Raw genomic sequence first — 21,995 nt, forward strand, 5'->3', positions numbered from 1 at the left:
AATGCGCACTTGGTTCCCCTATCCGCTGCTGTCGCTCGCCCTGCTCATTATGTGGTTGCTCTTGAACCAGTCGCTGGCGCCTGGGTCGATACTGATCGGACTCGTGCTCGGCATGGCGCTCGGCTGGGTGACGCTCAAGCTGCATCCGGCAAGATCGCGTCTGCACCGCATCGGACGCGTGGCTGGCTTCGCTGTTGAGGTCATCGCCGACATCGTCCGCTCGAACATCGCCGTTGCTTCGATCATCCTGCGTGCCGGCCGTGTGCCCGCAATTGCCGGCTTTCTGACCGTCGACCTCGATCTTGAAGACGAGAACGCTCTCGCGCTCTTGGCCTGCATCATGACGGCGACCCCGGGGACGGCATGGCTCGAATACGACCGCCACCGGAAGACCTTGCTTTTCCATGTGCTGGACTTGCAGAACGAGGAAGTGTGGCTGGGGACCGTCAAGCGTTACGAAGCGGCGTTGAAGGAGATATTCCATGACTGAGCTCGCGATCACTTGGTCGGTCCTGCTTTCCCAGGTCATGCTCGGCCTGGCGATGGCCTGCGCGCTTTATCGCATCGCAAGAGGGCCGCGAGCACAGGACAGGATCCTCGCGCTCGACACGCTCTACATCAACGCGATGCTGATGCTGCTCTCCTTCGGCATCCGCAGTGCGAACACGATCTATTTCGAGACCGCCCTGATCATAGCCCTGATCGGCTTCGTCTCTTCGATCGCCTTTGCGAAATTCCTGATGCGGGGCGAGGTGATCGAATGAGCCGTCTGACCGACCTGCCGACCTGGGCCGCCGTCTTCGTCTGCGGCCTGCTGCTTTTCGGCGCGGCGATGGCGCTGATCGGTTCGCTCGGCCTGCTGCGCCTTTCCAATTTCTACGAACGGCTGCACGCCCCGACAATTGCGACCAGCGGCGGCACCATCCTGATCTGCCTGGCGTCGATGCTCTGCTTCGCCGTGCTGCAAAGCCGCTGGATCTTCCACGAACTGCTGATCATCTTCTTCGTCACCGTGACGACGCCGGTGACGCTGGCGCTGCTCGGCCAGGCGGCGCTCTACCGCGACCGCTTCGAAGAACAGGACGGGGTTCCGCGCAAGCACAAGCCGGAAGGCGAGAAGGCACCGACTGATCGAGTGGAATAAGTTGAAGATGCGGGCGGAAAGCCGCACACGCTTTTCCTCACCCCGCTCTATTCGCGACCGCGAAACCGGCGCTGGTAGGCAGGGTCGTAGAGGGAACTTTCGCGGAAGTCCGCGGCTTCGAGGCCGGGGCCGACGAAGATCAGTGCCGTGCGTTCGATCGGCTCGAGCGCGACCCTGGCGGCGATGTCAGCGAGGGTGCCGCGCAGGACCCGTTCGTCCGGCCACGACGCCTTGACGACGATCGCAACCGGGCAATCGGCACCGTAGAGCGGCGTCAACTCCTCGACGACCCGGTCGAGCGCATGGATCGCGAGGTGGATCGCCAGCGTCGAGCCGGTGGCACCAAAAGCGGAGAGCGTCTCGCTGTTCGGCATCGGCGAGGCGCGACCGGAAACGCGGGTCAATACCAGGCTTTGCGCCACGGCCGGAATTGTCAGTTCCCGGCCGAGCGTTGCGGCGGCGGCCGCAAAAGCCGGCACACCGGGCGTCATGGTATAGGCGATGCCATGCTTCTCGAGCCGGCGGATCTGTTCGGCGACCGCGCTCCAAACGGAAAGATCGCCCGAATGCAGTCGAGCCACGTCCTCGCCGGCCTCTGCGGCGCGAACATATTCCGCTTCGATCTCATCGAGCGACATCGGCGCCGTATCGACGATGCGGGCGCCGGGTGGGCAATACTGCAGAAGCTCGGGCGACACGATGGAGCCGGCATAGAGGCAGACCGGGCAGCGGCCGATCAGGTCCCTGCCCCTGACCGTGATCAGGTCTGCCGCACCCGGGCCCGCGCCGATGAAATGAACCGTCATATCCAATCCTCTTAGAAATTCGCTCAGGGCTTGATCCACGACCATTGTGTGACCGGCATCGCCGGCCGCCAGCCGGTCATCGTTCCGACCGGGGAGGCCCGGGCAATATCGATCCGGATCAGCGAGCCGCCGAGCCGCGCATGCTGTGCGATGAGGACGGCTTCCATTTCCGTCGTCACCGCATTTGCCACCAGCCTTCCACCGGGGCCGAGTGCAGCGATCGCGGCATCCATCACGCCCGGCTCGCTGCCGCCGCCGCCAATGAAGACGACGTCCGGCGGCGCGAGGCCACGAAGCGCCCCCGGCGCCTCACCCTCGACTATCGCCAGCCCTGGCACGCCGAAGCGCGCCGCATTGCGGCCGATACGCGCCGCACGCTCGGGCGACGCCTCGATGGCGATAGCGCGCATCGCCGGGTCCACCAGCATCCATTCGATGGCGATGGAGCCGGAACCGGCGCCTATATCCCACAGCAACTCACCCTTGCGCGGCGCCAGCGCCGAGAGCGTCAACGCGCGCACCTCGCGCTTGGTGATCTGTCCGTCATGCTCGAACAGGGCATCGTCGAGGCCGGCAGCAAGCGGCAATACCCGCGCTTTGGCATCGGCAACGACTTCAATGGCGCAGACGTTCAGGGAATGCAGGTCTTCGAGAGCGAAGCTCGATGCGATCTGCCGCGATATACGTTCGCGTTCGCCGCCCAGCGCCTCCAGAACGATAAACTGGGATTGACCAAATCCGCTGTCGCAAAGGAGCCCGGCAAGCGCCTTCGGACCACCCTCGTCCGAGGTCAACGCCAAGACACGAGCGCCCGGCTGCAGGTGCGGCCGGATGAGATCGAGCGGCCGCCCATGCAGTGAAACCGTCGCCACGTCCTGCAATGCCCAGCCGAGCCGTGATGCCGCAAGGCTGAAGGAGGATGGCGCAGGAATGGTGCGCATTTCGCCAGTATCGATCCGGCGAGCAAGCGTGGCACCGACGCCGAACAGGAAAGGATCGCCCGAAGCGAGCACGACGACGGCGCTGCCCCGCCTTGCAACGATCGCCTCGACGGATTTTTCGAAGGGGCTCTGCCAGGCTTGGCGCTCGCCCGTTATCAGGGAGGCCGCAAGATCGAGATGCCGGGCACCGCCGAAGACGACCGGCGCGGTCGCAATCAGCCGCTTGGCCTCGTCGCCGAGACCCGCTACACCATCCTCACCGATACCGATGATCACCAACCAGGGGGCGACGATGGCCGAAGCGCTGTTCGACATGTCAGCCATGGACAGACCTCGCATTCTGATCCTCGGCGGCACAACCGAGGCGCGGCAGCTCGCCGAGCGTCTTGCGGCCGATTCTGGCTATGATGCGGTCATCTCGCTCGCAGGCCGCACCGCCGACCCGCGCCCGCAACCGCTGCCGACCCGAGTCGGCGGTTTCGGCGGCGCCGAGGGTCTGGCCGCCTTCCTGAAGGCGGAGAACGTTGCGCTGCTGATCGATGCGACGCATCCCTTCGCCGCCCGTATTTCCCACAATGCCGCCGCGGCGGCGGAAGCAACCGGAACGCCAATTTTCGCGCTCCGCCGCCCTGCCTGGGAGCTTGAACACGGAGATCGCTGGACGCGCGTCGACAGCGTGGCCGAGGCCGTGTCCGCACTCGGTGGAGCGCCGCGTCGTGTCTTCCTGGCAATCGGCCGGCAGGAGGCATTCCACTTCGAGAAGGCGCCGCACCACAAGTACGTCGTTCGCAGCGTTGACCCGGTGACGCCGCCGCTCGCCCTGCCGGACGTCACCGCCATTCTCGCCTGCGGTCCTTTCGCGGAAGCGGACGAGATCGACCTCTTCAAGGAGCATGGCATCAACATCGTCGTCGCCAAGAACAGCGGCGGCACCGCGACCTATGGCAAGATCGCCGCGGCGCGCAAGCTCGGTATCGAGGTGATCATGGTCGAGCGCCACAAGCCCGCCGACGTGCCGTCGGTCGGCGATTGCGATGAAGCGCTCGAACGCATCCATCAGCGGCTTTCCCCGGTAAAGGACCGTGGCGTGTAGACGAGATCTGGCTTGCCGTCGCGCGGCACGATGCGCGTTTCCGGAGAGCCAATGATCACGCAGGTCGCCATGTCGGCGCGGTTGGCATCGGCCTCGCCGAGCGGCATTACCGTGAGGCGCTCATCCGGTCGGCCCGCCGCGCGGCCGAAGATGACCGGCACGTGAGGAGGCAGGACCTGTCGCAAGATGGCGAAAGCCTCTCCGAGCTGCCAGGGCCTCGCCTTGCTGATCGGATTGTAGAGCGCAATCACAAACCCGGCCTCGGCGGCAAATCGCAGCCTTTTCGTGATCACCTCCCAGGGCTTCAGATTGTCGGAAAGCGACATGGCGCAGAAATCATGGCCGAGCGGCGCACCGATACGGGCAGCGACCGCGAGCATCGCGGTCACGCCGGGCGTAATCACGAGATCGACCTTGCGCCATTCCGCCGGCCCCTTGTCGATCGCCTCGCAGACGGCGGCCGCCATGGCGAAGATGCCCGGATCGCCACCCGAAACGACGCAGACGTCCGCGCCCGCTGCGGCGCGGGCAAGCGCCGCCTGGGCGCGGTCCAGCTCCTCGCGATTGTCGGAGGCGATGCGGTGTTGGTCGGCCCTAAGGTCAAGACGATCGAGATAGGGACCATAGCCGAAGAACTCGGTCGCAGCGGAAATCGCCTCGCGGGTCTCCGGCGTCATCTGCGCCGGATTGCCGGGCCCGGTGCCGACGATGAAAAGCCTGCCGGTCATCGCCTGTCCTCCCGGGGCCTATCCTCCCAACCGGGGACGAGCACCAGCGAGAAATAGGGCGCCTCGTCGTCCGGCTTCTCGCCAAGCGGGATCATCGCGGAATTCTTCATCGTGCCGCGTTCGACATAGACGGCGGCATCGAGCTTCCCGGCGGCGGCAAGCGCCCGGCGGATCTTTGGCAGGTTGCGGCCAACCTTCATGATCACCGCGGCCTCGGTATCGGCAAGGCGGCGCTGAAGCTCACCCTCGCCCATCGTGCCGGGCAGAACGGACAGGACGTCGTCGCCCTGGACGAGCGGCAATCCCGCAAGCGACCAGCAGCCGGACATGGCAGTGATGCCCGGAATGACCTCGGCCGGGAAGCGGCCCGCGAGCCGCACATGCAGGTGCATGTAGGATCCATAGAAGAGCGGATCGCCCTCGCTGAGCACCGCGACCGTGCGCCCGGCCAGAAGATGTGCAGCAACTGCCTCGGCGGACTGGTTATAGAAATCGGTGATCTGGCTCTTGTAGACGCCGTCGTCCTTGTCGATCTCCGTCGTTACCGGATAGTAGAGCGGCAGCTCGACCATGCCCGGCTTCAGCAAGCCCTCGACCACCGCACGGCCGTTGCCGTTGCGTCCCGCCTTGGCGAAATAGGCGACGACATCCGCCTCGCCGAGAGCCCGCACCGCCTTCACCGTCAGAAGCTCGGGATCACCGGGGCCTGTGCCGACACCAATCAATCTGCCCATCTCGACCGCGCTCACAGGCCCGGCCTCGCGAGCGAATTGAGGGCCGCCGCTGTCATGGCGCTGCCGCCAAGACGGCCGCGCACGATCGCGAACGGAACGCCATAGGAATTTTCGGCGAGCGCGTCCTTCGATTCCGCCGCACCGACGAAGCCGACCGGCATGCCGAGGATTGCTGCCGGCTTCGGCGCGCCGTCGCGCAGCATTTCAAGCAGGTAGAAGAGCGCCGTCGGCGCATTGCCGATCGCAACGATGGAGCCGCCCATCCGTTCGCCCCAGAGTTTCAGCGCCGCCGCCGAACGCGTGTTACCGATCTCGGCCGCAAGCGTGACGGTACGCGGATCGCGCAGCGTGCAGATGACGTCGTTGCCGGCCGGCAGCCGCGCCCGCGTCACGCCATGCGCCACCATTTCCGCGTCGCAGAAGATCGGCGCGCCGTTTTTCAGCGCCGTGCGCGCGGCGGAAACGAAGTCCGGCGAAAAGACGAATTGGCGCGCGGCCTCGACCGAGCCGCAGGCATGCACCATGCGCACGGCGAGATCGGCCTCCTCCTCGGAAAAGCCGGAAAGATCGGCCTCGGCCCGGATGATCGCAAAGGAACGCTCATAGATGGCGTTGCCATCGCGGATATAGTCGTAGTCCGGCATTTCTATCCCTGTTCAAACGCGGCGGCAATGCGCGCGGCCCCGAGCCGTGTAAGACAGGACCGCGCCGATTCGCCAGCGTCTTTGTTTTTCCGCACCAGCGCACCAAGGTGCGCGAAGGCGGATCCTATTCCATTCGCATCCGTGTAGGCGCTCGGCGCGATGGAAGCAGTACCATTTACGACAAGCCCATATCCTGATGGCGCACCGACAAGCGTCAGTTCCGCAGACGACGGTCGAGCGCATCCTTTGGGGCAGCCGGAGAGATGCGCGGTCAACGAGCCGTCGAGCAGCTCGGGTGCTGCCTCGACCATCAACCGTGCGACGGCTTTGGTCTCCATCATTGCGGATGCGCAGGCGCCAGTCCCGGCGCAGGTGGCGATATGGTTGCGCCGATCGTCGGAGGCAATGCGGAAGCCCAGCGACAACGCCAGGCGCTGCACTTTCGCTGCGGCTTCACGATCGAGTCCGAGCACGAAAAACCCGTGCCCCGGTGCCAGCCTTATCTCGGCCGCTCCCAGTTCCTCGGCTTTGCGCAGAAAGGCTGTCAGGCCGGCCGCATCGGCCTGGGCAAAGGCAAGGCCCACGCCAAGGACGGTGGTGCCGTCGGCAAGGGTGTGCAGGCCGGCAACCGGCACGGCCGGTTCCATTACCAGGGTCGATGTCCCCGGCGAACGCGCTCCGCCCGCCAAGTCGTCCTTGACCACGTCCACATCGAGGTCACGGCCACGCGCCGCGTCACCCGTGGCGGCGAGCCTGCGGAGAACGGCGAGGAGCCCGGGAACGGCTTCGCGCTGATCGAGCAGTGCGACCGGCCGCGCCGCGCGCGCCGTTCCGCCGAGCGAAAGCAGCCAGGCCACGCCGTCATCCGATTTCACCGCCTTCAAACGAAGGTCGGCAACGATATCGTCGAGATGAAAGCGGCCGCCGCCGTCGACGATGATCGAGAGCTTCGGCGCGAGCTTGAGAGGCGGATTGTGCGCGGCGATCGCTTCACGCAAGGCCAGCGCGAGCGGACGGGGATCGCTGGTCTCGTCCGTATCGACCCCGGCAAGCGGCGGCGTTTCGATCGCAACACCTGCGGCAACCGCAATGCCCGCTTCGCCGATTGCCGACGCCAGGCTGGAGACGCTCGCTGCGGTTAGGCCCCGGACCTGCAGATTGCCCCGCGCGGTCACTTCCAGAATGCCATTACCGAAGCGCTCGGCGGCGACGGCAAGCGCCCGCAGTTCCGCGGGCGTCAAGCTGCCGGTCGCGGGCCGCAGCCGAACCAGCAATCCGTCGCCGGTCTGCATCGGTTTCGCAAGCGACGGACAGGTGCCCCGCCGCATGGATGCATCGGCCGCGTCTGGTCTGGGCGTGGCACAACTTGTCATCGCTTTGGTCAATCCTCCCGGCAACAGGCAATGGTCCCCGCCACTTTCGATGGACGCTATATCACAGGCGAGCGCTTTGAGAGAGATCAAAGGGCGAGTGATATTGCATCGAGGCTGGCGGCGAACTTGCCTCTACTCGTCGAAATCGGCACCTTTGCGCAGCAGGTAGATATCCATGATCCAGCCGATGCGCTGCCGCGCCTCGGCACGCACCCTGAGGATCTCCTCCTTCACATCCGCAAGACGGCCGGAGATGACGATTTCGTCCGGCGTGCCGAGATAGGCACCCCAGTAGATTTCGGCATCCGGGTCGTCGATGTTCTGAAACGCCTGCTCCCCGTCGAGCATGACCACCGCCGTTTCGCTTTTATCCGGAAAACTTTCGGCAAGCCGCCGGCCGGTGGTGACCTCAACCGGCTTGCCGACGAGATTGAGCGGGATGCGGTGGCTGGCGCAGAGCGCCTGAAGACTGGTGATGCCGGGAACGACTTCGAAATCGAAAGCGACGTGCCCTCGCCCCTTGACGCGCTCCACGATGCGGATCGTGCTGTCGTAAAGCATCGGATCGCCCCAGACCAGGAAGGCACCGGTCTGCCCTTCGCCGAGTTCGCCGAGCAGCAGTGCCTCATAGATCGCAGCAATGCTTTCGTGCCAATCGTCGACGCTGCCGCTATAGCTCCGCCCCTCGGTCTGGCGTACCGGCACGGCAAACTCGACCGTGCGGCTGTCGCTTCTGGTCACATAGCGCGCGCAGATCTCACGGCGAACCTCGGCAAGCTCGGTCTTCTTCGCTCCCTTGGTCGGGATGAAGAGCACGTCAGCCTTGTTGAGGGCGTTGATGGCCTGAATGGTCACGTGTTCGGGATTGCCCGCGCCGATGCCGATAATCAGGATATGCCGCATGTTCTTCCGCCTCGCGCTGCGCCTTGTCGGGCAGTCTTTGGCTGATCGGAGGCAATGGCGCAAGGTTTGTGAGCGACAGGCGTCGGTGGGACCGCGTCAAGACTGGATCAGTCAACTCAGGGACCGTCGGCAATCTCCGGCTTCTCCGGCAACCGCCAGTCAATTGGATCGAACCCCTTGGAAACGAGAAAATCATTCGCCTTCGAGAAATGCCGGCAGCCGAGAAAGCCCGAATGAGCCGACAGCGGTGAAGGGTGCGCCGCCTTCAGCACGAGATGCCGCGATTGATCGACAAAGGCTGCCTTTCTTTGCGCGTAGGAGCCCCACAGCATGAAGACGACGGGGTGCTGCTGCTCGTTGACCACCCGGATGACGGCGTCGGTGAAGCGCTCCCAGCCTTTGCCCTGATGCGATGCCGCACGGCCTCGCTCGACCGTCAAAACAGCGTTCAGGAGCAGAACGCCCTGGCGCGCCCAGCTTTCGAGGAAGCCATGGCGCGCCGGCGGGATGCCGAGGTCGTCCTGAAGCTCCTTGTAGATGTTGACGAGCGACGGCGGTATGCGCACGCCGGGGCGCACACTGAAGCAAAGCCCGTGCGCCTGGCCATCGCCGTGATAGGGATCCTGCCCGAGGATAACGACGCGCACCTTATCGAGCGGGGTCAGGTCGAGTGCCCGGAAATATTCGCTGCCCTTGGGAAAGATCTGCCGGCCCTGCCCTTTCTCGTCCAGCAGGAACCGTTTGAGATCGGCCATATAGGTGTGACGGAATTCCGGCGCCAGCGCGGTCTTCCAGGTCTCTTCCAGCCTGATCGTCGCATCCATGGGCATGTCCCTCGCTTATCTTTCGCTCAGGAATTTAGCCCCGCGAACGGCCATCGCAAGCACTGCCGCGATGTTCGCCGCCTCGGTTCACTGTTTTTGATTATCCTCGCGGGGAAGCATTGTATTTATTCGTATATAGCGCTAACCAAAACAGCGAAGCGTTATATTCTCAAAAATATCACGAACGACTGGAGGCCACGGATGAGGGGACGGAGAGATTGGCTCGCGGGTTTGGGGCTCAATGCCCTGGCGCTGGCGCTGGGCCTCGCTCTGGCGGGTGCGGTTCTCGCTCCGGCACGTGCGGCAGAAAAGGTGACGGTCTTCGCCGCCGCAAGCCTGAAGAACGCGCTCGACGAGATAAATGCCGAATGGCAAAAGGAAACCGGCAAGGAGACCACGGCCTCGTATGCGGCAAGCTCGGCCCTTGCGAAGCAGATCGAACAGGGCGCGCCCGCGGACGTCTTCATTTCGGCCGATCTCGCGTGGATGGACTATCTTGCCGACAAGAAGCTGATCAAAACGGATACCCGCACCAACCTGCTCGGCAACCGCCTCGTCCTCGTTTCCGCAAAGCCCGATTCGGCAGTCGTCGATATCAAGCCCGGTTTCGACCTCGCTGCTCTCATCGGCGACGGCCGCCTGGCGATGGGCGCTGTCGATACGGTTCCGGCCGGCAAATATGGCAAGGCGGCACTGGAAAAACTGGGGCTCTGGCCAGCCGTCGAACAGAAGATAGCGGGCGCGGAGAGCGTACGCGCCGCACTTCTCCTGGTTTCGCGCGGCGAGGCTCCCTATGGCATCGTCTACCAGACGGATGCGGCCGCCGATCCGGGCGTCAAGGTGGTCGGCACCTTCCCGGAGGACAGTCATCCGCCGATCGTCTATCCGATCGCCATCACCACCGACAGCAGGAGCGCCGACGCTGCCGCCTATATCGACTTCGTCAAGTCGGCCAAGGCCGCAGCGCTTTTCGAAGCCCAGGGCTTCACGGTGCTTAAATAGCTGATGCGACACTCTGCGGAATGCGCAAACGCCCGCTGAAATCATTATCGATTCACGGATAAGATCGGGTAGGCGTTCAAAGTGCCGCGGGTCGGAAAGGATCTACAGCGCAGAGTGCGGAGGAAATTGGCGTTTGGATTGGTGGATGACATTGAACCATGCGGAGTGGACGGCGGTCCAACTGAGCCTGCGCGTCGCCACCGTCGCGATGTTGTGCAGCCTGCCGCCGGCACTGCTCGCCGCCATGGTGCTCGCGCGCGGACGCTTCTGGGGCAAGTCGATCCTGAACGGCATCGTGCATATGCCGCTCGTCCTGCCGCCGGTGGTCACTGGCTTCGTCCTGCTGCTCCTCTTCGGTCGTCGAGGGCCGATCGGCGCCTTCCTTGCCGAAAATTTCGGCATCGTCTTCTCGTTTCGCTGGACGGGTGCCGCGCTTGCCTGCGCGGTCATGGGCTTTCCTTTGATGGTGCGCAGCATCCGGCTGTCGATCGAGGCGGTCGACCGCAAGCTCGAGGACGCCGCGGCCACGCTCGGCGCCGGGCCGGCATGGGTGTTCGTGACAGTTACATTGCCGCTGATCCTCCCTGGCATTATTGCCGGCATGATCCTCTCCTTCGCCAAGGCGATGGGCGAGTTCGGAGCGACGATCACCTTCGTCTCCAACATCCCGGGCGAGACGCAGACGCTCTCCTCGGCGATCTACGCCTTCACGCAAGTTCCGGGCGGCGACGCCGGAGCGATGCGCCTCGCCGTCATCTCGGTCGTCATCTCGATGACGGCATTGATGCTGTCGGAGCTTTTCGCTGCAGTCGCGGCAAAACGGTCGGTGGCGGCATGAGTCTCAAGGTCGAAGCCCGCCACCGGATCGGCGATTTTACAATCGACGCCGCATTCACGTCCGACGACAGCGTCACGGCGCTTTTCGGCCGCTCGGGGTCGGGCAAGACCTCGCTTATAAACATCATCGCCGGACTTCTTCGTCCCGATGTCGGCCGGATCGTGCTCGACAGCGATGTGATCGCAGACAGCGGAAAGCGGATATTCACGCCAATCCACCGGCGTCGCTTCGGTTATGTATTCCAGGAAGCCCGGCTTTTTCCGCATTTGAGCGTCCGCGGAAACCTGACCTATGGGCGCTGGTTTTCCAGCGCCCCAAAGTCCGCCCCAGAATTCGGGCGGATCGTGGAAATGCTTGGCATCGACCATCTGCTGGATCGTCGTCCCTCGACGCTTTCCGGCGGAGAACGCCAGCGCGTCGCCGTCGGCCGTGCGCTGCTCTCCTCCCCCCGTCTCCTGTTGATGGACGAACCGCTCGCCGCGCTCGACGAGGCGCGAAAGGCGGAGATCCTGCCCTATCTCGAGCGGCTGCGCGATGAAACCAGAATTCCGATCGTCTATGTCAGCCACTCGGTCGCGGAAGTCGCCCGATTGGCCGAACGCGTCATCGTGATCGAGAACGGCCGGGTCCAGGCGTCGGGCGACACGGCCATCATCCTGAGCCAGCCGGCGGCGGTGCATGCGATGGACTGGCGCGAGGCAGGTGCGCTGCTCGAAGGCGTGGTCGAGAGCCACGACAGCGCGCACAGTCTGACGATAGTCCGGGCGGGCGAATGTCTCGTACGCGTGCCGCAACTCTTCGTTCCGCCGGGCCACGGCGTTCGCCTGCATATCGCAGCGCGCGATGTGATGCTTGCCACCATGCGCCCTGAAGGCATCAGCGCACTCAACGTGTTCGAGGGAACAGTCATCGATCTGTCGCCCGATGAAAAAGGCAGCATCGACGTTCGCGTGCAGTGTGGTGGTAATGTCATTCTCGCCCGTATCACCGTCCTGTCGCGCGATGCGCTCCAGCTTGCGCCCGGGAAATCAGTGCACGCGATCGTCAAGACGGTGGCGCTCGACCATTAAGCGCGGGCGTGGCTCACTCGTGCCGAGCCGTTTCCTCTGCGGAAACAGCATTGCGGTCGCGAACGGCCTCAAGCCAGTCAAGATCGTCCCTGATTGCTGCGCAAGCCTTTGCTTCCATCGCCCGGAAGCGCTGGATCAGCGTCTCTCCGAAAGGGGTGACAGCGGCACCGCCGCCCTGTTTGCCGCCGCGCTGCGATTCCACCGAAGGCTCCTTGAACATCCGGTTCAAGGCATCAACGAGCAGCCAGGCGCGCCGGTAGGACATGTCCATCGCACGCCCGGCGGCGGAAATCGAACCGGTTTCACGGATGAGTTCCAGGAGCATGATCTTGCCACGCCCTAGGCGGTCGCCGGGCGGAAAATCGATACGCAGGACCGGGTGGAGTTTATAGTCTTCGTCACGCATGCCGCGAGCATAGAGTCTCGGCCAACGTTCTGGAAGTCCAGCCGCACGGTACGTTCTAATGCATGTCGCCCAAGAGTGTGCAGCGGCTTTGGGACGACGACATGCACAAAAAGCAATGACCTAAAGCGCGTCGCATGAGTCCGATTGAACGCGACGCGCTTTAGAGGCTCATGCCGCCGTCGATCACATGCACCTGTCCGGTGGTATAGGCGGAGATATCGCTGCCGAGATAGACGGCGAGCGCCGCGATCTCCTCAGGCGTTCCGAGCCGGCCCATCGGCTGGCGGGCAATAAAGGCGGCGCGCGCCTGCTCGTAATTGCCCTGCGCCCTCATCCGCTCCTCGAGCGACGGGGATTGAACCGTGCCCGGCGCAATGGCGTTGCAGCGGATGCCTTTGCCGATGAAATCGGTCGCCACAGATTTGGTGAGCCCCACGACCGCCGCCTTGCTGGCCGAATAGACGAAGCGGTTCGGGACACCCATCGGCACGCCCGCCACGGAGGACATGTTGATGATCGAGCCGCCGCCTTTTTCGATCATGCCGGGCAGAAAGGCGCGGATCATCCGGAACATCGATTTCACATTCAGGTCGAAGGCAAAGTCGTAGTCTTTCTCGCTTGCCTCGAGGATCGTGCCGGCATGGACGAAACCGGCGCAGTTGAAGAGAACGTCGATGGTGCCGGTACGCGCTGCAAAGCCTACGACCGCCTCTTCGCTGAGCACGTCGAGCTTCGCCACCTCGATCCCTAGGGTCGCGAGTTCGGCGAGCTTTTCCTCATTGATGTCGGTCGCCACTACCGAGGCGCCCTCACGGCTGAAAGCCTCGGCCGCCGCGCGGCCGATGCCCTGCGCCGCCGCCGTAATCACCGCTCGCTTGCCCGCCAGAAGTCCGCCCATGTTTCCCTCCTCATCCGTGCTTGCACTCGCCGGCGCTCCGGCCTATCTGATGCCCGCCAAGAGACATCGGAGCGCGCCGATCTGTCAAGCAAGCAATCGTATTTTTATCGAAAAAAGACAGAACAGCCGCGTGTTAGTCCGGTAGATGTCAGTCTGTTGGGCGAGTGCCCCAGGTGCTCTGCGTTCCTGTGGCAATTGCGCATCGCAGCCAGCTAATTGGTCGCACGATCTTGATAGGGAGCGAGGAAGGGTGCAGCGATTGCTGGACCATCACCATACCACTTAATCCAAGAGCCACTTATGCCCGGTCCCGTTCTCGATCCTGTCGCCACCGACAATTCTCTGCCTCCGAAAGCCGAGGTCGTCATTGTCGGCGGCGGCATCATCGGCGTCAGCACCGCGCTCTTCCTCGCCCAACGCGGCGTTCAAGTCGTGCTCTGCGAGAAAGGCATCCTCGGCGGCGAACAATCGAGCCGCAACTGGGGTTGGGTGCGCGTCATGGGCCGCGACCGCCGCGAGATCCCGCTTGCCATGGCGGCACTGAAGATCTGGGATACGCTCGATGCGCGTGTCTGCGGCGAAACCGGATTTCGCCGCAGCGGGATCTTGTATGTTTCGGAAAACGAACGGGATATCGCCAATCGGGACGCCTGGCTGGCGCATGCCAGGCATCACGGAGTCGACAGCCGCCAGATCGGCCCGGATGAAACGCAGTCGAGGATGGCCGGAGCAATCACCCGCTACAAAGGCGCGCTCTTTACGCCGAGCGACGGCCGGGCCGAGCCGCAGAAGGCGGTGCCGGCGATCGCCGCAGGCGCGAGGCGCGCCGGGGCGCATATCGTCACAAGCTGCGCCGTGCGCGGGGTCGAGAGAAGCGGCGGCCGGATCAGCGCCGTCATCACGGAAAAGGGCCGCATCGAAACCGCGACGGTCGTTCTTGCCGGCGGTGCCTGGTCTCGGCTCTTTTGCAAGGGGCTCGGAATCCGGCTACCGCAACTGAAGGTGCGCAACACCGTGCTCAGAACGGCGCCGGTCGACGGCGGACCCGAGGGCGCTGGCGCGACAGCGACCTATGCCTACCGCAAGCGGCTCGACGGCGGCTATACCATCGCCGACGGCGGCGCCAACCTGCATCCAATCGTTCCGGACAGTTTCGCGTTCTTTCGAGAATTTCAGCCTGCGCGAAAGGCCGAGGGCGAGGCCGTTCAGGTTGGCTTGAGCGCGCAGAGCTGGCGCGAGCTCTTCGAGATCACATCCGTGCCGCTCGACCGCCCCGGCGCCTTCGAACGCCACCGGATCCTCGACCCCCGGCCCGACCCGCGCTCTGCATTAACGGCGTTCGAGCAAGCAAGAAAGGTCTTCCCGGCACTCCGACAGACCGCACCGCTGCAGATCTGGGCCGGGCTCATCGATGTCACGCCCGATGCCGTGCCGGTCATTTCCGCTGCCGAAAGCGTCCCTGGACTGACGATCGCAACCGGGTTTTCCGGCCATGGCTTCGGGATCGGCCCCGGCGCCGGTCACCTCGTCGCCGATCTCGTCACGGGAGATCAGCCCATCGTCGATCCTTCGCATTTCCGACTCTCGCGTTTTTCCGACGGCACGCCGCTCGAGATCGCGCCGCCGGTCTGAAGGCGCGCTTTCGAGGCCGATCACTGAGCCGGCTGCGAAAGAAAATTTCTCGCAACCGTGACTGCTGCCTGTTTCCGGTCGCGCATCCGGGACGCAATGGCAGTATTCTGTCTTTCTTCAAACGGCGGCCGGCAGATACCGCGAAAACCCTTCATCTCCCCCTGAACTCATGGCAGTCTGTCAGCATGTATCCCCTTGGGAGAACGGGGATTGAGACGGCAATTGGCAGCGTTGGGCGGAGGAGTATGCTATGACGCGAGATCGTTGCCGTCCCATGCCATGAGACCGGCAACGCCGTTTCCCCGAAGCATTGATTTGCGTGCGATGCGCAATCCGGAAGGGAGGCCGGAATCCGCATGGATGAATTCAGCCGCTTGAGTTTGCATGTCCCCGAACCGGCCGTCCGGCCGGGCGGCCAGCCCGATTTCTCCAACGTCAAGATACCCAAGGCCGGCTCCGTGCCTCGCCCCGAAGTGGACGTCGCGCCGGAAGAGATCAGGGACCTCGCCTTTTCGATCATCCGCGTGCTCAACCGCGATGGCGAAGCCGTCGGGCCCTGGGCAGGCCTTCTGTCCGATGAGGAACTGCTGACCGGCCTCAGGCATATGATGACGCTGCGCGCCTTCGACGCGCGCATGCTGATGGCGCAGCGCCAGGGCAAGACGTCCTTCTATATGCAGCATCTTGGCGAGGAGGCCGTAAGCTGCGCCTTCCGCAGAGCCCTTCGCAAGGGCGACATGAATTTCCCGACCTATCGACAGGCCGGTCTTCTCATCGCCGACGATTACCCCATGGTCGAGATGATGAACCAGATCTTCTCGAACGAGAGCGATCCGTGCCACGGGCGCCAGCTACCGGTGATGTACACCTCCAAGGAGCATGGCTTCTTCACGATTTCCGGCAATCTCGCCACCCAATATGTCCAGGCGGTCGGCTGGGCCATGGCCTCGGCGATCAAGAACGACACGCGCATCGCCGCTGGCTGGATCGGTGACGGCTCGACCGCGGAGTCGGACTTCCATTCCGCGCTCGTCTTCGCATCCACTTACCGGGCGCCAGTCATCCTCAATATCGTCAACAATCAGTGGGCGATTTCGACCTTCCAGGGCATCGCCCGCGGCGGCTCGGGCACCTTTGCGGCGCGGGGCTTGGGCTTCGGCATTCCGGCGTTGCGCGTCGACGGCAACGACTATCTCGCCGTCTACGCGGTTGCGCGCTGGGCGGCGGAGCGGGCGCGACGCAATCTCGGGCCAACGCTGATCGAATACGTGACCTACCGTGTCGGCGCGCACTCCACGTCCGACGACCCGAGCGCCTATCGCCCGAAGACGGAATCGGAAGCCTGGCCGCTCGGCGATCCGGTGCTGAGATTGAAGAAGCACCTGATCGTCCGAGGCGCGTGGTCGGAAGAGCGTCACGCCCAGGCGGAAGCCGAAATCATGGACGAGGTGATCCAGGCACAGAAGCAGGCGGAAAGCCACGGCACGCTGCATGCCGGCGGCAAGCCGTCCGTACGCGATATCTTCGAGGGGGTTTACGCCGAGATGCCGCCGCACATCCGCCGCCAGCGGCAAAAGGCAGGGTATTGACATGGCCAGAATGACAATGATCGAAGCGGTGCGCAGCGCCATGGACGTCTCAATGGCGCGCGATGAGAACGTCGTCGTATTCGGCGAGGACGTCGGCTATTTCGGCGGCGTTTTCCGCTGCACCCAAGGGCTTCAGGCAAAGTACGGCAAGACCCGCTGCTTCGACGCGCCGATCAGCGAATCCGGCATCGTCGGTACCGCGATCGGCATGGCCGCCTACGGGCTGAAACCCTGCGTCGAAATCCAGTTTGCCGACTACATGTATCCGGCCTACGACCAGATTACCCAGGAGGCGGCACGCATTCGTTACCGCTCGAACGGTGACTTCACCTGCCCGATCGTCCTGCGCATGCCGACCGGCGGCGGCATCTTCGGCGGCCAGACCCACAGCCAGAGCCCGGAAGCGCTTTTCACCCATGTCTGCGGCCTGAAGGTCATCGTTCCGTCGAACCCTTACGACGCCAAGGGGTTGCTGATTTCGGCGATCGAGGATCCCGATCCGGTGATGTTCCTGGAGCCGAAGCGGCTCTACAACGGCCCTTTCGACGGCCACCACGAACGTGCAGTGACACCCTGGTCGAAACATGAGCTCGGCGACGTTCCGGAGGGGCACTATACGATCCCGATCGGCAAGGCCGAAATCCGACGCAAGGGTTCGGCCGTGACGGTGGTCGCCTATGGCACCATGGTGCATGTCGCGCTCGCCGCCGCCGAAGAAACCGGGATCGACGCGGAAGTGATCGACCTTCGCAGCCTGCTGCCGCTCGACCTCGATACGATCGTGCAGTCCGTCACCAAGACAGGACGCTGCGTCGTCGTGCACGAGGCGACGCTGACATCCGGCTTTGGCGCTGAGCTCGTGTCTCTCGTGCAGGAGCATTGCTTCTATCATCTGGAAGCCCCTGTCATACGGGTCACCGGTTGGGACACACCCTACCCGCACGCTCAGGAATGGGACTATTTCCCCGGCCCCGCGCGCGTCGGCCGCGCGCTCACCGAAGTGATGGAGGCCTGACGATGGGCGAGTTTATCCTGAAGATGCCCGATGTCGGCGAAGGTGTGGCCGAGGCCGAGCTTGTCGAATGGCACGTGAAGCCCGGCGATCCCGTGCGCGAGGACATGGTGCTCGCCGCGGTCATGACCGACAAGGCGACCGTCGAGATCCCCTCGCCGGTCACCGGCAAGGTTTTGTGGCTGGGCGCTGAAATCGGCGACACGGTCGCGGTCAAGGCGCCGCTCGTCCGGATCGAGACCGCTGGCGAAGACGGCGGACCACAACCGGATAGCGTTCCGGAGGCGCTTGCCGAAGCCGTTCTCGACGAACCGGTCGCCGTCTCTGCCCCGCCCCCGGAAAAGGCACCGCCAAAGCCCGAAAAGACCGAGCCAAGGCCGGCACCGGCGCCGCGCGAGGCGCTGGACTTTTCCAGGAAACCGCTCGCCTCGCCGGCCGTCCGGCTCCGCGCGAAGGACAGCGGTGTCGACCTTCGGCAGGTAACCGGCACCGGTCCTGCCGGGCGGATCACCCATGACGATCTCGATCTCTTTTTGAGCCGCGGCGCCCAGCCCGCGCCGGCGATCACCGGTCTCGTCCGCAAGACGGCGGTGGAGGAAATCAAGGTCACCGGCCTCAGGCGCCGCATCGCCGAGAAGATGACGCTGTCCACCTCGCGCATTCCCCACATCACCTATGTGGAGGAAATGGACATGACGGCGCTTGAAGACCTGCGCGCGACGATGAACCGCGACCGCAAGCCCGATCAGCCAAAGCTGACGGTCCTGCCCTTCCTGATGCGGGCTCTGGTCAAGACCATCGCCGAGCAGCCGGGCGTCAACGCCACCTTCGACGATGGCGCCGGCGTCATTCATCGGCATGCCGCCGTTCACATCGGTATCGCCACCCAGACCCCTGCCGGCCTTACCGTCCCGGTCGTGCGCCATGCCGAGGCGCGCGGAATCTGGGACTGCGCTGCGGAGCTGAACAGGCTGGCGGATGCCGCCCGCACAGGCACCGCGACCCGCGACGAGCTGACCGGCTCGACAATTACCATCTCTTCCCTCGGCGCCCTTGGCGGCATCGCCTCAACGCCGGTCATCAACCATCCGGAGGTGGCGATTGTCGGGGTCAACAAGATCGCCATCCGTCCTGTCTGGGACGGGACGCAATTCGTTCCGCGCAAGATCATGAATCTTTCGTCGAGCTTCGACCACCGCGTCATCGACGGCTGGGATGCCGCGACCTTCGTCCAGCGGCTGAAGACGCTGCTCGAGACGCCGGCGCTGATTTTCGTGGAAGGATGATGCGATCATGAAGGATATCTCCTGCAAGCTCCTGGTGCTTGGTGCCGGTCCCGGCGGCTATGTCTGCGCCATCCGCGCCGGCCAACTCGGCGTCGACACCGTGATCGTCGAAAAGGCAAAGGCCGGCGGTACCTGCCTCAATGTCGGCTGCATCCCCTCGAAGGCGCTGATCCACGCCGCGGAGGAATTTCACAAACTCCGCGCAGCAGAGTCCGGCAAGAGCCCGCTCGGACTTTCGCTGAGCGCGCCGGCAATCGACCTCGCGCGCACCGTCGCCTGGAAGGACGGCATTGTCGGACGGTTGAACGGCGGCGTCACGGGCCTGTTGAAGAAGGCGGGCGTCAAGGCGGTTGTCGGCGAGGCACGCTTCGTCGACGGCAAGACCGTGGACGTCGAGACCGAGACCGGCCTGCAGCGCATTCGCGCCGAGGCGGTCGTCATCGCCACGGGCTCGGCGCCGGTCGAACTGCCCGAGTTGCCCTTCGGCGAGAAGGTTATCTCCTCGACCGGTGCGCTGGCGCTGAAAACGGTTCCCGATACGTTGGCGGTCATCGGCGGCGGCTATATCGGCCTCGAACTCGGCATCGCTTTCGCCAAGCTCGGCTCGAAGGTCACCGTGCTCGAAGCCATGGAGCGTGTCCTGCCGCAATACGACGCGGATCTTTCGAAGCCGGTGATGAAGCGCCTCGGCGAACTCGGCATCGACGTTTTCACGCGCACTGCCGCCAAACGGCTCTCAGCCGATGGCCGCGGGCTGCTCGCGGAAGAAAACGGCCGGCCTTTCGAGGTGCCTGCCGAAAAGGTGCTCGTGACCGTCGGCCGCAGGCCCGTCACGGAAGGATGGGGCATCGAGGAGATCGATCTCGATCTCGCCGGGAGGTTCATCCGCATCGACGATCAGTGCCGCACCTCGATGCGCGGCATCTACGCGATCGGCGACGTCACCGGTGAGCCGATGCTCGCCCATCGCGCCATGGCGCAGGGCGAGATGGTGGCCGAGATCGTTGCCGGACATAAGCGGAGTTGGGATAAGCATTGCATCCCGGCCGTCTGCTTCACCGATCCGGAGATCGTCAGTGCCGGCCTTTCACCGGACGAGGCGCGCGCGACCGGCGTCGAGATCAAGATCGGCCAGTTTCCCTTCCAGGCGAACGGCCGCGCCATGACGACGCTTTCCGAGGACGGGTTCGTCCGCGTCGTCGCACGCGCCGACAACCACCTCGTCCTCGGCATCCACGCGGTCGGCCACGGCGTCTCGGAACTCTCGGCGACCTTCGCGCTGGCGATCGAGATGGGCGCGCGCCTTGAGGACATCGCCGGCACCATCCACGCGCATCCGACGCAATCGGAGGCGTTCCAGGAAGCAGCCTTCAAGGGATTGGGGCACGCGCTGCATATTTGAGAGGCGCCTCCTATCATTACGCGTTGGCGCGCCTGAAAAAGACCCCTCCCCAACCCTCCAAGGGGGAGGGGCTTAGATGCCGCGTCCGCTCACTCCATTTTGACGATTCGTTCGCTCGACATTTCCAGGTGTCCATAGTCGGTTGCAGCGGGCTCCAAGCCCCTCCCCCTTGTGGGGAAGGGTTGGGGAAGAGTCTTTTTCCGCGCTACTGCAGCAGTTCCAGCCCGACCGCCGTCGCCTCGCCTCCGCCGATGCAGAGCGAGGCGATGCCGCGTTTGACGCCGTTGGCGCGCATCGCATGAAGCAGGGTTACGACGATACGGGCGCCAGAGGCGCCGATCGGGTGGCCGAGTGCACAGGCGCCGCCGTGGATGTTGACGATGTCGTCGGAGAGGCCGAGATCGCGGATCGCCGCCATGGCGACGACGGCGAAGGCCTCGTTGATCTCGTAGAGACCGACACTCGCTTTCTCCCAGTTGAGCTTGTCGATGAGCTTCTCGATGGCGCCGATCGGTGCGGTCGTGAACCAGGCCGGCTCCTGCGCGTGGCCGGCATGGCCGGCAACGATCGCGAGCGGTGTCAGTCCTCGCCTTTCCGCTTCGCTCGCGCGCATCAGGATCAGGGCGGCGGCGCCGTCGGAGATGGAGGAGGAATTGGCAGCCGTGACGCTGCCGCCGTCGCGGAAGGCGGGTTTCAGCTTCGGTATCTTCGCCGGATCGGCCTTCGTCGGCCCCTCATCCCGGTCGAGATTGGCACTGCCGCGTTTGCCGCCATCGACGACTGCCACAAGTTCGCCGGCAAAGGACTTCTCTTCCGCCGCCTTCAGCGCCCTTTCGAGAGAACGAAGGGCGAAGCCGTCCTGATCGGCCCGGGAGAATTGGTAATGCTGCGCAGTATCCTCGGCATAGGTTCCCATCAACCGACCGGAATAGGCGTCCTCCAGCCCGTCGAGGAACATGTGGTCCTTGACCTCGCCGTGACCCAGTCGGAAGCCACCACGGGCCTTGGGCAGCAGATAGGGGGCGTTGGTCATCGACTCCATGCCGCCGGCGGCGATCACCGACGCACTGCCGGAGAGAAGCGCATCGTGGCCGAGCATCAGCGCCTTCATGCCCGAGCCGCAGACCTTCGAGACCGTGGTCGAGGGCGTTTCCTTTCCAAGGCCGGCGCCAATGGCCGCCTGGCGAGCGGGGTTCTGGCCGATGCCGGCCGGCAAGACATTGCCCATCAAGACTTCGTCGACCGCATCGAGCGCGGCACGTTCGAGCGCCGCCTTCAAGGCGATGGCGCCGAGTTCCGGTGCCGCCAGGTCCTTCAATCCTCCCTGAAAGGCACCCATCGGCGTGCGCGCCGCCGACACGATAACAACTGGATCGCGATTGCTCATCTTCGTCCTCCCGAATGGAGAGCGCCGTTTCTGGCCCTCATCCCGCTGCCGCGACCTTCTCCCCGCTCGCGGGGAGAAGGGGCATGCCGCGCCGCTCCCCCTCCCGCCTGCGGGAAGAGAGCTAGGGTGAGGAGCAAGCGCCCTCAGCCCCAGGCGTGCGCGTCAGCGTAATCTGAGAGCGACTATAGCCGCGGAAAACGGCGAAGCAACAGCGGTAGTCGCCGGCTGCGTCAACCCATCCGCTCCGACGCATAGCTCCCCGGGCTCGGCGGGAAGACGACGA

23 protein-coding genes are annotated in these 21,995 nt (G+C 64.4%); 12 read left to right on the forward strand and 11 right to left on the reverse strand.

Annotated features, from left to right (window positions below):
* Position 1: 1 nt before the first annotated feature.
* Genes GHK62_RS03710 through mnhG form a run of 3 tightly spaced genes read left to right on the forward strand, consistent with a single transcriptional unit; the run spans position 2 to position 1,144 of the window.
* Positions 2–490, forward strand: coding sequence for a Na+/H+ antiporter subunit E (locus tag GHK62_RS03710; protein ID WP_153436989.1), 489 nt, complete (start codon positions 2–4; stop codon positions 488–490).
* A complete protein-coding gene (locus tag GHK62_RS03715; protein WP_153436990.1) occupies positions 483–764 on the forward strand; it encodes a K+/H+ antiporter subunit F in 282 nt (93 codons plus the stop codon). The genes GHK62_RS03710 and GHK62_RS03715 overlap by 8 nt, the downstream gene beginning before the upstream one ends.
* A complete protein-coding gene (gene mnhG, locus GHK62_RS03720; protein WP_153436991.1) occupies positions 761–1,144 on the forward strand; it encodes a monovalent cation/H(+) antiporter subunit G in 384 nt (127 codons plus the stop codon). Before GHK62_RS03715 ends, mnhG begins: the two co-directional genes overlap by 4 nt.
* Before the next feature lie 47 nt (positions 1,145–1,191).
* On the opposite strand, the gene cobM is transcribed toward mnhG, so the two are convergent.
* Positions 1,192–1,950, reverse strand: a complete 759-nt coding sequence (cobM, locus tag GHK62_RS03725; RefSeq protein WP_153436992.1) for a precorrin-4 C(11)-methyltransferase — start codon at positions 1,948–1,950, stop codon at positions 1,192–1,194.
* A 23-nt stretch (positions 1,951–1,973) separates the two neighbouring features.
* Positions 1,974–3,206: a precorrin-6y C5,15-methyltransferase (decarboxylating) subunit CbiE gene (cbiE, locus tag GHK62_RS03730; RefSeq protein WP_167528140.1), complete on the reverse strand. Its 1,233-nt coding sequence runs from the start codon at positions 3,204–3,206 to the stop codon at positions 1,974–1,976.
* On the opposite strand from cbiE, the gene GHK62_RS03735 reads away from it, so the two are divergent.
* The gene (locus GHK62_RS03735) at positions 3,184–3,984 is read left to right on the forward strand and encodes a cobalt-precorrin-6A reductase (protein ID WP_153436994.1); all 801 of its coding nucleotides are present in this window, start codon (positions 3,184–3,186) and stop codon (positions 3,982–3,984) included. The two genes, cbiE and GHK62_RS03735, sit on opposite strands and share 23 nt — an antisense overlap.
* On the opposite strand, the gene GHK62_RS03740 is transcribed toward GHK62_RS03735, so the two are convergent.
* From GHK62_RS03740 to ung, 6 genes are all read right to left on the reverse strand, one after another.
* Positions 3,948–4,712 (reverse strand): precorrin-3B C(17)-methyltransferase, encoded by a 765-nt coding sequence (locus GHK62_RS03740; RefSeq protein ID WP_153436995.1) that lies wholly within the window; start codon positions 4,710–4,712, stop codon positions 3,948–3,950. The genes GHK62_RS03735 and GHK62_RS03740 overlap by 37 nt on opposite strands.
* On the reverse strand, positions 4,709–5,461 hold the full coding sequence (locus GHK62_RS03745; RefSeq protein WP_184108584.1) for a precorrin-2 C(20)-methyltransferase: 753 nt from the start codon (positions 5,459–5,461) through the stop codon (positions 4,709–4,711). Before GHK62_RS03745 ends, GHK62_RS03740 begins: the two co-directional genes overlap by 4 nt.
* Positions 5,458–6,090 carry a precorrin-8X methylmutase gene (locus GHK62_RS03750; protein ID WP_153436997.1) on the reverse strand — a complete coding sequence of 211 codons (633 nt, stop codon included), beginning with the start codon at positions 6,088–6,090 and terminating at the stop codon, positions 5,458–5,460. Before GHK62_RS03750 ends, GHK62_RS03745 begins: the two co-directional genes overlap by 4 nt.
* Positions 6,091–6,092: 2 nt before the next feature.
* Complete coding sequence (gene cobG, locus GHK62_RS03755; protein WP_153436998.1) at positions 6,093–7,463, reverse strand: precorrin-3B synthase; 1,371 nt, start codon at positions 7,461–7,463, stop codon at positions 6,093–6,095.
* 132 nt (positions 7,464–7,595) lie between these two features.
* Positions 7,596–8,366, reverse strand: a complete 771-nt coding sequence (gene cobF / locus GHK62_RS03760; protein ID WP_153436999.1) for a precorrin-6A synthase (deacetylating) — start codon at positions 8,364–8,366, stop codon at positions 7,596–7,598.
* 116 nt (positions 8,367–8,482) lie between these two features.
* Positions 8,483–9,190: a uracil-DNA glycosylase gene (ung, locus tag GHK62_RS03765; protein WP_153437000.1), complete on the reverse strand. Its 708-nt coding sequence runs from the start codon at positions 9,188–9,190 to the stop codon at positions 8,483–8,485.
* Between the two features lie 201 nt (positions 9,191–9,391).
* On the opposite strand from ung, the gene modA reads away from it, so the two are divergent.
* The 3 genes from modA (at position 9,392) to modC (ending at position 12,100) form a co-directional block, all read left to right on the forward strand.
* Positions 9,392–10,192, forward strand: coding sequence for a molybdate ABC transporter substrate-binding protein (gene modA, locus GHK62_RS03770; protein WP_153437001.1), 801 nt, complete (start codon positions 9,392–9,394; stop codon positions 10,190–10,192).
* Positions 10,193–10,337: 145 nt separating this feature from the next.
* Entirely contained in the window at positions 10,338–11,030 is a 693-nt protein-coding gene (gene modB, locus GHK62_RS03775) for a molybdate ABC transporter permease subunit (RefSeq protein WP_167528139.1), read from the forward strand.
* On the forward strand, positions 11,027–12,100 hold the full coding sequence (gene modC, locus GHK62_RS03780) for a molybdenum ABC transporter ATP-binding protein (protein WP_153437003.1): 1,074 nt from the start codon (positions 11,027–11,029) through the stop codon (positions 12,098–12,100). Before modB ends, modC begins: the two co-directional genes overlap by 4 nt.
* Before the next feature lie 13 nt (positions 12,101–12,113).
* Here the strand turns inward: modC and GHK62_RS03785 are convergent, their stop codons facing one another.
* On the reverse strand, positions 12,114–12,506 hold the full coding sequence (locus GHK62_RS03785; protein ID WP_153437004.1) for a winged helix-turn-helix domain-containing protein: 393 nt from the start codon (positions 12,504–12,506) through the stop codon (positions 12,114–12,116).
* 160 nt (positions 12,507–12,666) lie between these two features.
* Complete coding sequence (locus tag GHK62_RS03790) at positions 12,667–13,404, reverse strand: SDR family oxidoreductase (protein WP_153437005.1); 738 nt, start codon at positions 13,402–13,404, stop codon at positions 12,667–12,669.
* A gap of 300 nt (positions 13,405–13,704) precedes the next feature.
* Between GHK62_RS03790 and GHK62_RS03795 the strand changes: the two genes are divergently transcribed.
* The 5 genes from GHK62_RS03795 (at position 13,705) to lpdA (ending at position 20,325) form a co-directional block, all read left to right on the forward strand.
* Positions 13,705–15,036, forward strand: a complete 1,332-nt coding sequence (locus tag GHK62_RS03795; protein ID WP_153437006.1) for an NAD(P)/FAD-dependent oxidoreductase — start codon at positions 13,705–13,707, stop codon at positions 15,034–15,036.
* Positions 15,037–15,392: 356 nt separating this feature from the next.
* Positions 15,393–16,625 (forward strand): 3-methyl-2-oxobutanoate dehydrogenase (2-methylpropanoyl-transferring) subunit alpha, encoded by a 1,233-nt coding sequence (locus tag GHK62_RS03800; RefSeq protein ID WP_153437007.1) that lies wholly within the window; start codon positions 15,393–15,395, stop codon positions 16,623–16,625.
* A gap of 1 nt (position 16,626) precedes the next feature.
* Complete coding sequence (locus tag GHK62_RS03805; protein WP_153437008.1) at positions 16,627–17,640, forward strand: alpha-ketoacid dehydrogenase subunit beta; 1,014 nt, start codon at positions 16,627–16,629, stop codon at positions 17,638–17,640.
* Between the two features lie 2 nt (positions 17,641–17,642).
* The gene (locus tag GHK62_RS03810; RefSeq protein WP_153437009.1) at positions 17,643–18,923 is read left to right on the forward strand and encodes a dihydrolipoamide acetyltransferase family protein; all 1,281 of its coding nucleotides are present in this window, start codon (positions 17,643–17,645) and stop codon (positions 18,921–18,923) included.
* Between the two features lie 7 nt (positions 18,924–18,930).
* The gene (gene lpdA, locus GHK62_RS03815; RefSeq protein WP_153437010.1) at positions 18,931–20,325 is read left to right on the forward strand and encodes a dihydrolipoyl dehydrogenase; all 1,395 of its coding nucleotides are present in this window, start codon (positions 18,931–18,933) and stop codon (positions 20,323–20,325) included.
* A gap of 205 nt (positions 20,326–20,530) precedes the next feature.
* On the opposite strand, the gene GHK62_RS03820 is transcribed toward lpdA, so the two are convergent.
* Positions 20,531–21,712, reverse strand: coding sequence for an acetyl-CoA C-acyltransferase (locus tag GHK62_RS03820; protein ID WP_153437011.1), 1,182 nt, complete (start codon positions 21,710–21,712; stop codon positions 20,531–20,533).
* Between the last annotated feature and the right edge of the window lie 283 nt (positions 21,713–21,995).

This window comes from Sinorhizobium terangae (assembly GCF_009601505.1).
Taxonomy (GTDB): Bacteria; Pseudomonadota; Alphaproteobacteria; order Rhizobiales; family Rhizobiaceae; genus Sinorhizobium; species Sinorhizobium terangae.